13 protein-coding genes are annotated in these 12,991 nt (G+C 74.9%); 7 read left to right on the top strand and 6 right to left on the bottom strand.

The features are described 5' to 3' along the window. Nucleotides 1-135 precede the first annotated feature (135 nt). Nucleotides 136-3,789 carry a choice-of-anchor D domain-containing protein gene (locus KUM42_RS11010; RefSeq protein ID WP_237492214.1) on the bottom strand — a complete coding sequence of 1,218 codons (3,654 nt, stop codon included), beginning with the start codon at nucleotides 3,787-3,789 and terminating at the stop codon, nucleotides 136-138. A gap of 438 nt (nucleotides 3,790-4,227) precedes the next feature. Between KUM42_RS11010 and KUM42_RS11005 the strand changes: the two genes are divergently transcribed. Genes KUM42_RS11005 through KUM42_RS10990 form a run of 4 tightly spaced genes read left to right on the top strand, consistent with a single transcriptional unit; the run spans nucleotide 4,228 to nucleotide 7,068 of the window. Then, complete coding sequence (locus KUM42_RS11005) at nucleotides 4,228-4,863, top strand: isochorismatase family protein (RefSeq protein WP_237492213.1); 636 nt, start codon at nucleotides 4,228-4,230, stop codon at nucleotides 4,861-4,863. Between the two features lie 60 nt (nucleotides 4,864-4,923). Then, nucleotides 4,924-5,127 (top strand): hypothetical protein, encoded by a 204-nt coding sequence (locus KUM42_RS11000; protein WP_237492211.1) that lies wholly within the window; start codon nucleotides 4,924-4,926, stop codon nucleotides 5,125-5,127. 4 nt (nucleotides 5,128-5,131) lie between these two features. Beyond that, nucleotides 5,132-5,860, top strand: a complete 729-nt coding sequence (locus KUM42_RS10995) for an alpha/beta fold hydrolase (protein ID WP_237492209.1) — start codon at nucleotides 5,132-5,134, stop codon at nucleotides 5,858-5,860. After that, nucleotides 5,857-7,068, top strand: a complete 1,212-nt coding sequence (locus KUM42_RS10990) for an MFS transporter (protein ID WP_237492207.1) — start codon at nucleotides 5,857-5,859, stop codon at nucleotides 7,066-7,068. Before KUM42_RS10995 ends, KUM42_RS10990 begins: the two co-directional genes overlap by 4 nt. Here KUM42_RS10990 and KUM42_RS10985 read toward each other — a convergent pair. Next, nucleotides 7,047-8,090, bottom strand: a complete 1,044-nt coding sequence (locus KUM42_RS10985; protein WP_237492206.1) for a 1-aminocyclopropane-1-carboxylate deaminase — start codon at nucleotides 8,088-8,090, stop codon at nucleotides 7,047-7,049. The genes KUM42_RS10990 and KUM42_RS10985 overlap by 22 nt on opposite strands. Further along, nucleotides 8,077-8,736, bottom strand: a complete 660-nt coding sequence (locus tag KUM42_RS10980) for a GntR family transcriptional regulator (RefSeq protein WP_237492204.1) — start codon at nucleotides 8,734-8,736, stop codon at nucleotides 8,077-8,079. The genes KUM42_RS10985 and KUM42_RS10980 overlap by 14 nt, the downstream gene beginning before the upstream one ends. Before the next feature lie 125 nt (nucleotides 8,737-8,861). Here KUM42_RS10980 and KUM42_RS10975 point away from each other — a divergent pair, with 125 nt between their 5' ends. Then, on the top strand, nucleotides 8,862-9,308 hold the full coding sequence (locus tag KUM42_RS10975; RefSeq protein ID WP_237492203.1) for a rhodanese-like domain-containing protein: 447 nt from the start codon (nucleotides 8,862-8,864) through the stop codon (nucleotides 9,306-9,308). A 4-nt stretch (nucleotides 9,309-9,312) separates the two neighbouring features. On the opposite strand, the gene KUM42_RS10970 is transcribed toward KUM42_RS10975, so the two are convergent. Next, on the bottom strand, nucleotides 9,313-9,666 hold the full coding sequence (locus KUM42_RS10970; RefSeq protein ID WP_237492202.1) for a helix-turn-helix domain-containing protein: 354 nt from the start codon (nucleotides 9,664-9,666) through the stop codon (nucleotides 9,313-9,315). A 110-nt stretch (nucleotides 9,667-9,776) separates the two neighbouring features. Here KUM42_RS10970 and KUM42_RS10965 point away from each other — a divergent pair, with 110 nt between their 5' ends. After that, nucleotides 9,777-10,430: an FMN-dependent NADH-azoreductase gene (locus tag KUM42_RS10965; protein WP_237492201.1), complete on the top strand. Its 654-nt coding sequence runs from the start codon at nucleotides 9,777-9,779 to the stop codon at nucleotides 10,428-10,430. 77 nt (nucleotides 10,431-10,507) lie between these two features. After that, nucleotides 10,508-11,005 carry a PaaI family thioesterase gene (locus tag KUM42_RS10960; protein WP_237492200.1) on the top strand — a complete coding sequence of 166 codons (498 nt, stop codon included), beginning with the start codon at nucleotides 10,508-10,510 and terminating at the stop codon, nucleotides 11,003-11,005. 173 nt (nucleotides 11,006-11,178) lie between these two features. On the opposite strand, the gene KUM42_RS10955 is transcribed toward KUM42_RS10960, so the two are convergent. Further along, complete coding sequence (locus KUM42_RS10955) at nucleotides 11,179-11,691, bottom strand: VOC family protein (RefSeq protein ID WP_237492199.1); 513 nt, start codon at nucleotides 11,689-11,691, stop codon at nucleotides 11,179-11,181. 76 nt (nucleotides 11,692-11,767) lie between these two features. Then, nucleotides 11,768-12,958, bottom strand: coding sequence for a lycopene cyclase family protein (locus KUM42_RS10950; protein ID WP_237492198.1), 1,191 nt, complete (start codon nucleotides 12,956-12,958; stop codon nucleotides 11,768-11,770). Nucleotides 12,959-12,991 lie beyond the last annotated feature (33 nt).

The following is a 12,991-nucleotide window of genomic DNA, read 5'->3' as shown; positions in this document are numbered from 1 at the left end:
TCCCCAGGCCCGGCTGCGACCACCCCGGGCCACCTCGGCGGTGCACCTGCACCGACGCTGCCCCGGGTCCCCCGGCCTGACACCGTGCGGGGGACCCGGTGCCCGGCCCCGGGACGGCGTCCCGGGGCCAGGCGGTCAGCGGAGCGTGACCTGGCGGATCCGCGGCTCCCAGACGAGGGCGCCACGCTGGAAGTCGCTCCGCTGGCCCTCGGGGACGCCGTACTCGTCGCTGGTCGGGTAGCCGAGCCGACCCAGCTCCCAGCCCTGGGCCGCCCACCGGTTGCGGATCTCACCCTGGACCGAGTGCGCACCGGTCTGCGGCGTCCAGTAGATCGACGCCCCACCGGAACCGGAGAAGTGGTTGTACCGGCCCACCCGGTCCGGCGCCCCCTGCTCGTCGGTCACCGGGTAGCCCAGCGGCCCACGCTCCCAACCCTGCGCGGCCCACCGCTTCCGGATCTCACCCTGCACCGAGTGCGCCCCCGTCGCCGGCGTCCAGTAGATCGACGCCCCACCGACACCGGAGAAGTGGTTCATCCGGCCCACCCGGTCCGGCGCCCCCTGCTCGTCGGTCACCGGGTAGCCCAGCGGCCCGCGCTCCCAGCCCTGCGCGGCCCACCGGTCCCGGATCGCACCCTGGACCGAGTGCGCCCCCGTCGCCGGCGTCCAGTAGATCGACGCCCCACCGGAACCGGAGAAGTGGTTGTACCGGCCCACCCGGTCCGGGGTGGCGGTCTCGTCGGTCACCGGGTAGCCGAGCTGGCCCAGTGCGCCGCCCGAGGCGACCCAGCGGTCGCGGACCAGGCCCTGCACCGAGTGCGCACCGGTCTGCGGCGTCCAGTAGATCGACGCCCCGCCGACACCGGAGAAGTCGTTGTACCGACCCCTGCCGTCCGTGGTCGCCACCTCGTCGGTCACCGGGTAGCCCAGCGGCCCGCGCTCCCAGCCCTGTGCGATCCACCGGTCCCGGATCGCACCCTGGACCGAGTGCGCCCCCGTCGCCGGCGTCCAGTAGATCGACGCCCCACCGACACCGGAGAAGTGGTTGTACCGACCACCCCCGTCCGCGGTCGTGCCCTCGTCGGTCGTCGGGAAGCCGAGCGGGCCCGCCGGCCCGCCGGCCGCGAGGTAGGCCTGCGCGATCAGGCCCTGGACGACGTACGCCCCGGTGCCGGGCGACCAGCAGATGATGCCGTTGGTGTAGTCCTGGCACCTGCCGCCGGCGATGACGTACTGCGGGCGCAGCGCCTGACCGACGCCGATCCACGTGCCCTTGCCGGCACCGACCCGGACGGCCGCGGCGGCGATCGGGTCGTCGATGCCGTTGCCGGTCAACATGACCTTCTGCTCACCCCGGCCGTCGTTGCCGGTGAGCAGGTAGAAGAAGGCGGGACCACCGGCCTGGCCGATCGCGGTCGGGGCGAAGGTGACCGTCTGGTAGGCCGTCTCGCCCGGCGGGATGGTGAAGTTCTCCGACATCGGCTCGGTGGTCGTGAACACACCGGCCGGCGCCTTGGCCTTGGTGATGGTCAGGGCGATGTTGCCGGTGTTCTCCACGGGGAAGGACAGCGTCGAGCTCAGGCCGACCGGCACGTCGCCGAAGTCCAGCGAAGCCGGCAGCTCCAGGTGCGGCGCCCCGTCGACGGCGGTCGCCGAGATCGGCACCGTCACCGACCCGGCGTCGCTGGTCACCGTCAGGGCGTCGGACAGCGATCCGGCGGCGCCGGGCGTGAAGGTGAGCGCCACCGGGACCGATGCCTGAGGGGCCAGCTGCTGGCCGACCACCGGCAGCGACTCCGGCGCGACGGTGATGGCCGGGTCCGTCGGCACGGTGACGGCCTGGATGGTCACCGGGGCGGTCCCGGTGTTGACGACGTTGACCGTCTGCCGGCTGAGCGTCCCGGTCGGGACGTCGGTGAACGCCAGCTTCGCGGGCAGCGCGCCGAGGCCCGTCCGTGTGCCGAGGCCGTGCACGCCGATGCGCACGGTCTCCCCGGCGGCCGTCGTGAGCTCCAGCGTGCCGTCGGACTGCCCGGTCGTGGTGGGCCGGAAGGTCACCGGGACGTCGAGCGCGTCGCCCTTGACCAGCGCCCGGGGCAGGCCCAGGGCGCTCGGGTCGATGCTGAAGGGGGCCACCGCGGTGGCTCCGGTGATCGACACGTCGCGCGAGGCGGTCAGCCGGACCGTGGCGACGGAGCTGCCGCCGACCGGGGCGGAGCCCAGGTCGGTCGCGGTCGCACCGAGCGCCGCGGAGGTCGGCGCACCGAACCCGAACACCCGGCCGTCCCGGGTGCCGACGTACACACGCCCACCGTCGGTGGCCACGGAGGTGAACTTGGCCGCGGTGCCGATCGGCGCACTGAAGACCTGCTTGAGCTGGCCGTCGGCGTCCGGCATCGCACGGTAGGCCCGCACCTGGCCCTGCGACCCGTTGGCGGCGGCGGCGTAGCTCACCCAGATCAGCGCCGTCGAGGGGTCGGTGCCGGTGGACGTGACCACCGGGGAGCCGGACGTGTAGCCCAGTACGTCGGGGCTGGTGCCGATCGACGCGAGCGCGACACTGCCGTCCGGGCGTGCGGAGAGCTTGAACGCCCGGAGGTAGCCGTTGGCTGCGACGGTGTAGACGTAGCCGCCCTGCGGGGTGCCGAAGAAGGCCGGCTTGCCCCAGACGCCGCTGTAGGGACCGGCGCTGTCGAGGACCGCATCGGTGCCGTTCGGGCCCTGGCCCATCCCGCCCAGGTCGTCGCGGTCCAGCAGGCGCACGTGCCCGTCCTTGCCGACCTGGACCAGCAGGTGCGGGTGGAGAGGACTGCCGTAGCCGTCCGGGATGGCCAGCGGCGCGCCCGAGCCCAGGTCGGCGTCGTCCTGGTCGAGCTTCGCGTTGTCGAACGGGCTGAAGAAGTCGGTCGCGGCCAGGCTGCCGTCGCCCCCGACCTGCAGGCGGACGACGGACTCGGCCAGGGTCGACGGCGGCGTCTTCCCGGGGCCCTTGGCCGGCGAGATGCCGTTGCCGGTGGCGAACAGGATCTGCCCCGGCCCGTCGGAGACCAGGCCCCCGCCGGACTGCCAGATGCCGCCCTCGGCGTTGGCGTTGCCGGACTCCGTGGCCCACAAGGTGGTCTGCCGCCCGGACGTGGACACCCCCGCGACGTAGCCGACGAACGGGGCGTAGTCACAGTGGCTGGCGAAGCCCGCGTAGACGACGCCGTCGAGGAGCAGCAGCCCCGGGCGCTGCATCGCGGTCAAGGCGTTGAACGGCCGCGTCGGGTCGTTGGTGGGTGCCCCGCCGATCATCACCGGGAAGTTCGGCCGCTCGGCGCCGGTGACCGGGTCGAGGGCGTGCATCCACCAGTGCGGGACCTTCGCCGAGCCGCCGTCGTTCACCTTGGCGAGCGCGTAGACGCTGTCGGTGGCTGGGTCGTAGACGGGCGTGGACGTCACCCCGATGGTGGGGGCCAGGTCGCCGCAGCCCACCGTCGCAGACGGCCATGCCGGCCCGAGCGACCTGTCCCAGCGCTGGGCGCCGGTGACCCCGTCGAGGCCGTAGACGTGGTTGTTCTCCGTGGCGGCGACGACGGTGCCGTCGATGACCAGCGGATGGGCGTAGACCTGCCCGTCGACCGGCGTCGAGAAGAGCTGCCCGAACGCGGCGGACTCGACCGTGCTCGGCGCCAGGCCGGGCTCGACCGCGTCCCACCCGGTCCGCAGGTCGTCCACCGCCACCGTGGTCACGTCCGCCCGCGCCACGCCGACCGCGCCGGCCCCCAGCGCGAGCAGCGCGCTCGCCATGAGGACCCCCGCTCGGGCGGTCCGCCGCGGGCGGCCCCCTGTCACCCCGTCCCGGCGTCGTCCACCGGTCCACTCCTGCTCCGTCACCAACCGCTCCCCCGTGTCGACCTGCTCGCGCACTGCGCTGCCACGGCCGCACCCAGCGGACCGCAGCCCGCGCAGCAGACCAGCTCACGGGGCTGTCCACCAGGACGGCGCGACCCCCGTGACGAACTCGTCCTCCCCCGGCCCCCTCGCGTCACAGCAGCCTCGCCTGCCCCTGGGCGGCCGGCTCGGGTCGGCGGCCGGGCGATCGGGGCAGAGAGCTGGTCATGTGGCTCTTCCTCGACTGACCGGCCGGGCCCGCCTGCCCCGACCTCGGCGGGCCGCTCATGGCGAGGTCCCGCTGCGGCGTCCACAGTGGGACGCGACCCCGACGACCCCTCCCGAGGAGGACCCATGACCTCGCCCCGCCGCGCCCTGGTCGTCATCGACGTCCAGCAGCAGTACTTCTCCGGCCCGCTCGAGATCCGGTACCCGCCGCACGCGGAGTCCCTGTCCCGGATCGCGGCGGCCCTCGACGCCGCGAACCAGGCCCAGCTGCCGGTGGCGGTGCTCCAGCACACGTCCGGTGAGGGGGCGCCGGTGTTCGACCCGACGACCCCGGAGTGGCAGCTCCGCCCCGAGGTGGCCGAGCGCGTGCAGCCCGGCTCATTCCACGCGGAGAAGCAGTACGGCACCGTCTTCGCCGGTACCGGGCTGCTGGACTGGCTCCGGGAGCGGGACGTCGACACCCTCACCCTGGTCGGCTACATGACCAACAACTGCGTGCTGGCCTCCGCCGCCGAGGCCGAGACGCACGGGCTGTCGGTCGAGGTCCTCTCCGACGCCACCGGCGCCATCGGGATCTCCAACGAGGCCGGCTCGGTCGACGCCCGGACGGTGCACACGACGCTGCTGGCCCTGCTGGACTCGAACTGGGCCGCCGTCGCCGACACCGGGCAGTGGACCCGGGCGCTCACCGACGGGACGGCGCTGTCCGGGTCGAACCTGGTCGTCTCCGCCACCCGGGCCGCTGCCGGCTCCGCCGACTGACACCGCGCAGCCGCGAGCTCCCCCGGTTGCGCGGCCGCGGATCCGGGCAGAGGGCTGATCATGTGGCTCTTCCTCACCCGCCGGTTCCGCACCTGGGTCCTGCTGACCTTCATCGTCCCGCTCGCCAGCGGCCTGCTCCGCAAGCTCGGCCAGACCCTGGAGCGGCGCAACGGACCCACCTCGGTGAGCAACGGGCTGCTCAAGGCCGGTGCCCTCGGCGACCGCACCCGGGACCGGCTGCGCGGCGGCCGCAAGCGCCGCTGAGGTCATGGACCCCTCGACCACCCCGGACGCCGAGCGCCCGCAGCCACGGCAGCCTGCGCTGGAACAGCGTCCGGCCACCGGGGAGACCCGGGGCATCGCGCTGTTCTGCCACGGCGGCACCGTCACCAGCGTCGAGCCGCCCAAGGAGCGCGCCCTGTCGCTGGTGCGGATGCGCGCCATCGAGCACCACGTGCACGCGACCACCACCGACCGCGGCATCGCCACCGCCCTGCTCCGCTACCGCGTGGCCGGGTGGAACGGCGAGGCCGCCGACGCCCACGCCGACGTCGTCTGGGCGATCGCACAGCTGCGCGAGCAGCACGGCACCGACGTCCCGATCGTGCTGGTCGGGCACTCGATGGGCGGCCGGGCCGTGCTGCGCGCCGGCGGCGAGCCGTCGGTCACCGCGGTCTGCGCGCTGGCGCCGTGGACGCCGCCCGGTGAGCCGGTGATGCACCTGCGCGAGCAGACGGTGACGATCCTGCACGGCCGGGGCGACCGCTGGGTGCCGGCCCGGCTGTCGGCGGAGTTCGCGGTGCGGGCCCGCCGCGCCGGTGCCCGGGTCGCCCGGTTCACCGTCGTCGGCGGGCACGGCATGGTCCGCCGCTCCGGGGCCTGGCACGCCTTCGTCCGCGACGTCGTCCTGGCCGGCACCGGCCTGGAGCCGATGCGGCCCTCGATCGCCGAGGCGCTGCGCCAGCCGAGCCCCGAGGGCCTGGCCGTGCCGCTGTGACCGCTGCCCTCCGCGGGCGCCTGCCGGTCGTCGTGGTCGGCTGCCTCTTCACGGTGGTGATGCTCGGCGGCACCGTCCCGGCCCCGCTGTACCCGTTCTACGTCCGGTCGCTGGACCTCTCGCCGTTCCTGGTGACCGTCGTCTTCGCCGCCTACGCGGTGGGCACGCTCACCGCGCTGCTGCTCGGCGGTGGGCTCAGCGACCGGGTCGGCCGCCGGCCGGTGCTGGTCCTGGCCCTCGGCATCGCGGTGGTGAGCACCGTGCTGTTCCTGAGCTGGCAGACCCTGCCCGGCCTGCTGCTGGGCCGGGTCGCCTCCGGGCTGTCGGTCGGCCTGGTCACCGGGACGGCGACCGCCGCGCTGGCCGAGCTCCACCCCGACCGGCGGACGGCGACCACGCTGGCCACCGCGGCCAACATGGGCGGCCTGGGCCTGGGACCGGTGCTCTCCGGCGTGCTGGCCACCCACCTGCCGCACCCGACCAGCACCCCGTACTGGGCGTTCCTGCTGTTGCTCCTGCTGTCCGCGGCGGCACTGCTGACCGTGCCGGAGACCGGCCCGCAGACCGCCCGCAGCGTGGCCGAGGTGCGCCGGGCGGTCCGCCCCCAGCGGCTCGGTGTTCCACGTGCAACCCGCGCCCGGTTCGTCGCCGCGGCCACCGCCGGGTTCGTCGCCTTCGCCCTGCTCGGGCTGTTCACCTCGCTGACCAGCAGCTTCCTCGGCGCCGAGCTGGACGACCCCAGCCCGCAGCTGGTGGGCCTGACCATCGCGCTGGTGTTCGCCGCCGGTGTCGCCGGACAGCTGCTGGTCCGCCGGGTGGGCATCGACCGCACCGAGCTGCTCGGGCTGGCCCTGATGCCGGTCGGCGCGGCCCTGGTCGTCGCGGCGCTGGCGGCCGGCTCGCTCCCGCTGTTCCTGGCCGCCGCGGTGGTGGGCGGGGCCGGCATCGGCTTCTCCTTCCAGTCGGCGGTGTCCCGGGTAGGGGCGCTGGCGGGGCCGGCCGACCGGGCGGCGGTGACCTCGAGCTTCTTCGTGGTCGCCTACCTGGGCATCACCGTGCCGGTGCTCGGCGTCGGGGAGCTGGCCACCGCGACCGACCTCACCGAGGCCGCCCTCGCCCTCGCCGTGCTGGTGGTCGTGCTCGCGGCGGTCGGCGCCGTGCTGATCCTGCGCCAGCGCCGCGCAGCTCAGGAGAACAGCGCGCTGTAGCCGTTGAGGGCCGGCTGCCCGCCGAGGTGGGCGTAGAGCACGGTGGAGGACCGGTCGATCTCGCCGCGGCCGACCAGGTCGATCGTCGCGGCCATCGACTTCCCCTCGTAGACCGGGTCGGTGACCATGCCCTCGGTGCGGGCGGCCAGCTCCATCGCCGCGATGGTCGTCGCGTCCGGGATGCCGTAGACGCCCGCGTGGTAGCGCTCGTCGAGCTCCACGTCGTCGAGCGTGAGCTCCCGCTGGACGCCGATCGCAGCCGCCGTCCGCTGCGCGATCCGCAGCACCTGGTCGCGGGTCTCGGCGGGCTTGGCCGAGGCGTCGATGCCGAGCACCCGGCGCGGGCGGGCGCCCTGCTCCTCCAGCTGGGCGAACCCGGCGACCATGCCGGCCTGGGTGGAGCCGGTCACCGAGCAGACGACGACGGTGTCGAAGAAGACGCCGAGCTCGGCCTCCTGCGCGGCGACCTCATGCGCCCAGTTCGCGAAGCCGTGCCCACCGAGCGGGTGGTCCGAGGCGCCCGCCGGGATCGGGTAGGGCTTCCCGCCGCGCTCGGTGATCTCGCGGAGCGCGGTCTCCCAGCTCTCCTTGAACCCGATGCCGAACCCGGCCTTCATCAGCCGGACGTCGGCGCCGGCCAGCCGGCTGATGAGGATGTTGCCGACCTTGTCGTAGACGGCGTCGGGCCAGTCGACCCAGCTCTCCTGCACGAGCACGCACTTCAAGCCCACGTGCGCGGCGACGGCGGCGACCTGGCGGGTGTGGTTGCTCTGCACGCCACCGATCGAGACGAGGGTGTCGCAGCCCTGGGCCAGCGCGTCGGCGACCAGGTACTCGAGCTTGCGGGTCTTGTTGCCGCCGAACGCGATGCCGGAGTTCACGTCCTCGCGCTTGGCCCACACGGCCGCGCCGCCCAGGTGGGCGGTCAGCCGGTCCAGGCGGTGCACCGGGGAGGGGCCGAAGAGCAGCGGGTGGCGGGGGAAGTCGCCCAGGGAGGGTCGGGCGGTGTCAGGGACGGTCATCGGGGGTCTCCTCCAGCTCGGACAGCAGGGCGGTCCAGATCTCGGTCGTGGTGGCCACGGCGGCGGCGACGTCGCCGTCCGCGCAGGCGGTGATCAGCCGTTCGTGTGCGACGACCGACTCCCGGCCGTGCGCCGCGGCGAAGCGCTGCCGCTCCAACCGCCGGACGGCGGGGGTGAAGCGGTCGATCGTGGCGCGCACCGCGCCGTTGCCGCAGCGGTCCAGCAGGACCCCGTGCAGCTCGTCGTCGGCGGTGAGCGCCGCATCGAGGTCCCCGGCCGCGACGGCGGCGGCGAACCGGCCGTTGGCCGCCCGCATCGCTCCGACGTCGTCCGGGGTGACCGCGGCCGCGGCCTCGCCGGCCGCCAGCTCGTGCATCGCCCGGACCACCACGGCGGCGTCCCGCACCTGCTGCAGGACCAGCGGGGTCACCCGGGTGTGGCTCTGCGGCTTGCTCTCGACCAGCCCCTCGTCGGCCAGCCGGGCCAGCGCCGTGCGCACGGGGGCGACCGAGAGGCCCAGCCGCCCGGCCAGCTCGCTGTCCTTGAGCACCGCGCCGGGAGCCAGCTCACCGGTGACGATGGCCGACCGGATCACCGTGACGGCCTGGTCGCGCAGCAGCACGCGCGGGACGGGCTGGATCGGCATGCTGACATCTGACATGTCAGTTGGCTTCCCCGTCAACCCCTGCGTCCGCGCGCCGTCCGGATCGTTGCGGATCCCGGCAGCTCAGGCCCTCGTCCGGCGCCCGCGACGTCCGCACGATGAGCGGCATGAGCCTGGACTGGTCGACCTCCCCCGCCGACGCCGCCGCCCACTTCGCCCGCCGGCTGGCGGTGGAGACCGACGTCTCCGACGTGCACGCGGCCCTGGAGTCCGGCCGCCCGGGCTTCGTGCTGCTGGACAGCCGCAGCGCGGAGTCCTGGGCCCAGGGGCACGTCCCGGGTGCGGTGCACCTGCCGGGTCGTGAGGTGCCGGCGCGGGCGGTGACCGAGCTGGACCCCGCCGTCCCGGTGGTCACCTACTGCTGGGGCCCCGGGTGCAACGGCGCGACGCGGGCGGCGCTGGCGCTCGCCGAGCTCGGCTTCCGGGTGCGGGAGATGCTCGGCGGCTTCGAGTACTGGGCGCGCGAGGGGCTGCCGGTGGAGACCGCCGACGGCGTCGCGCGCGGGGACGTCGACCTGCTGACGGCGCCGGCCGCGGTGAGCTGCGGCTGCTGAGCCCTCAGTGGTCCCCGGTGCACTCCCGCTCGGGGAGGCTGGTGGCGGCCCACGTGGCGAGCTGCTCGAGGACCGGCCGCAGCGAGGCGCCGGCCTCGGTGAGCTGGTAGCTCACGGCCACCGGCGGACCCTCGTCGACGGTGCGCTGCACCAGCCCCGCCCGGGCCAGCTCGGTCAGCCGGTCGGACAGCACGGAGTCGCTGATCCCGACCACGGCCCGGCGGAGCCCGGTGAAGGTCGTCGGCCCCTCGGACAGGACCCCGATGATCATCCCGTTCCAGCGCTTGCCCAGGAAGCCGAAGGCGCGCACCAGGGCGCCGTCGCACGCCTTCGGCTCGTGCACCAGCTCCTGCGTCACCGGTCCATCGTAGGCCGCACCGTGTCGAGCTCGACACTCCTCTTTCCGAAGTGCTAACTTTCCCGAAGTTCTAGCAAACAGCTAGCTGCTTTCGATGGAGGAGCGCCACCATGTCCCTGTTCCGTCTCGACGCCAGCATCCGGGTCGACGGCTCGGCCAGCCGCGAGATCGCCGACATCGTCGAGCGGGAGTGGCGGGCGGGGAACCCCGATGCACCGGTCACCCGCCGGCACGTCGGCACCGAGCCGATCCCGGCCACCGCCTGGGGCGAGGCCGTGAGCGGGTCCTACCTGTCCGCCGACCAGCGCACCCCGGCCCAGACCGAGGCCGCCACCCTCGCCGCCACGCTGGCCGACGAGCTCGCCGACGCCGAGGCGCTGCTGTTCGCCGTCCCGCTGTACAACTTCGGGGTCTCGCAGCACATGAAGAGCTACGTGGACCTGGTCATCTGCGACCCCCGCTTCGGCCCGCGCGCCGAGGCCCCGACCACCGGCAAGCCCGCGGTGCTGGTCACCGTCCGCGGGGGCAACTACAGCGCCGGCACCCCCCGAGAGGGCTGGGACCACGCCACCAGCTGGATGCGCCGCATCCTCGAGGACGTGTGGGGCATGGACCTGCGCGTCGTCGAGCGCGACTTCACCCTGGTCGGCGTCAACCCGGCGCTGGACTCCTTCACCGAGATGGCCGCCGAGCTCAAGGCGACCGCCGAGCGCGAGGCCGCCGAGCACGGCCGCCTGCTCACCACCGCCCGCGCCGCCGCCTGACGACGCTGATGGAGTCCCAGCGCTCGGAAGACGCAGCGCTGGGACTCCATCAAGAGTCGCGGGATACGGTCCGCCGGGTGACGAGCGAGCCGACGCGTGAACGCACCTACAGCTGGGGCGACCCGATGGCCTCCGTCGAGGCGGCCAGGACGTCCTCGGGCATCGAGGTGCTGCGGGCCATGGCGGCCGGGGAGCTCCCCGCCCCGCCGGTCGTCGCGACCCTCGGCTTCGAGCTCGAGTCGGTGGAGGAGGGCCGGGTGGTCTTCGCCGTCGAGCCGGCCGAGTACCACTACAACCCGATCGGCTCGGTGCACGGCGGCGTCTACGCCACCCTGCTGGACTCCGCGACCGGCTGCGCCGTGCACTCGAGGCTGCCCGCCGGCGTCGGCTACACCAGCCTGGACCTGACGGTGAAGTTCATCCGCCCGATCACCGTCGACACCGGTCGGGTGCGCTGCACCGGCACGGTGACCCACCTGGGCAGCCGGACGGCGCTGGCCGAGGCCGTCCTGCACGACGGGTCCGACCGCCTGCTGGCCACCGCGATCAGCAGCATCCTGCTCCTCCGGCCCTGAACGCCGGACGCCGTCCGTGCGCGGTGGACGCGCGGCGGACGGCACCCGTCAGCGCGGGCGTCGTCCGTCAGCCGCGGACGGCGGCCGTCAGCGGCGTGCGGCGTGCGTGAGGTCTGCGAACTCGTGGCGTCCCGGGCCGGGATGCCACGAGAGCGCAGAGCTCGGCGTCGCCGTCAGGCGGGGACGCTGACCCCGACGCCGCCGCGGGTGTCCGCGCCGTAGCGGGCGATCTCCCCGGCGAGGTCCAGCGCCCGGGTGGTCGCGCCCTGGGCCTCGATCTCGGGGGTGATCAGGTCGGCCGGCAGCAGCCAGGAGACCTCGAACTCGATGCCGTCGGGGTCCTGGGCGTAGAGCGCCTTGGTGGTGGCGTGGTCCGAGGCCCCGGTCAGGGCGCCGACCTCGGCCAGCGCGCCTCGGACCCGGGCCAGCTCGGCGAGGGTGTCGACCTCCCAGGCCAGGTGGTAGAGCCCGACGGTGCTTCGCCCGGCACCCGAGGGCCCGGCCTGCTCCCCCACCGCGAACAGCCCGAGGTCGTGGTCGTTGGTCGACCCCTCGGCCTGCAGGAACACCGCCCGGCCGGGCATCTCCACCTTCACCCGGAAGCCGAGGACGTCGCGGTAGAAGGCGGCGCTGCGGTCGACGTCGCGGACGAAGAGGACGGCGTGGTTGAGGCGCTGGACGGGCATCGCGGGCTCCTGCTGGTCGGTGGGGACCCCAGTCTGCGCCAACGTGCTTGAGACTTCAAGTACCTGCGTCGGGCGGTCAGGTCCTCGCCCGGGGGCGCACGGCGCGCGCGACCCCGGCGGCCAGGGAGCGGCGACCGGCCGGCGGCAGCGCCCGGGCGACCCGCAGCATCGTGGCCGCGACCGCCGAGGGCGGGGAGCCGGTGTCGAGGTAGGCGGCCCACGCCGGCCCCGGCAGGGTGAAGAAGGTGCCGAAGAAGGCGTCGGTCTGCTCCTCGTCGAGCCCGAGCAGCACCTCCCGGCCCAGCCCGAGCAGGCCCAGGGTCGCTCGCCTCCGGGCGCCGCGCACCAGCGCCCGCACCGCAGCGGCGTCGGCCCCGGCCAGCACGGCGTCGGCGACGGCGCCGCCGGTGCGCAGCGACGCCGCCACGCTGTACCCGGTCGCCGGGTGGACCAGGCCGGCCGCGGCCCCGACCGGGACGCCGGCCCCGCGCCGGGCCGAGGCGTCGAGCGGGATCGCCACCCGCTCCGGCTCCGCGGCGGTGCGCAGACCGGCCTCGTGCATCAGCCGGTGCAGCCGGTCGCGCAGCTGCGGCAGCGGCACGGGCGGGCGGGCCGCCAGCGACGTGGCCTCCAGCAGGGTCGTGCCGTCGTCCAGGCCCATCCCGTAGAGGAACGCGGGCGCCTGCGGCGTGCCGGGCTCCCGGAGGGCCACCCAGTCCATGAGCAGTGCGCTCCCGGCGGGGACCAGGTCCGTGACGTCGCCGGTGACCCGCTCGCCCCAGGCCCGCTGCTGGGCGCTGCCCGGCCCGCCGCCCCGCGCGTCGACGACCAGCCCGGCGGTCAGCGTCGTCCCGTCGGCCAGCGTGACCCGCTGGCCGCCGGCGTCCGGCCGGACGCCGGTGACGCTGCCGGTGACGGTCCGGCCGCCGCCGGAGAGCTGGTCGAGCAGGAGTCCGTGGACGACGTCGTTGTGCAGGCGGGCGTACCCGCGGCCGAGGTCCCGCCGGCCGGCGGCGCTGCGCACCACGGTGGCCGGGTACCGGTGGCCCAGCGCCGGGCCGGCCGCCCGGCCGAGCAGGGCCGTGGTCACCGCGTCGAGCTCGTCGGCCCACAGGCCGTAGGTCTGCTGCCAGGGCCGCAGGTGCGGCGCGACCAGCACGACCCGCAGGCCGCGGGTGGCGCACGCGGCGGCGACCGCGAGCCCGGCGGGCCCGGCACCGGCGACGACGACGTCCCAGCGCTGGCGGGGGCTCGTCGTCGCGGTCATGTCGGGTACAGGAGAGCACGGCGACCGGTCGGC

This window comes from Modestobacter sp. L9-4 (assembly GCF_019112525.1).
Lineage (GTDB): Bacteria > Actinomycetota > Actinomycetes > Mycobacteriales > Geodermatophilaceae > Modestobacter.
Note: the sequence above shows the minus strand (reverse complement) of the source record. Positions and strands in the feature narration are given on the sequence as shown.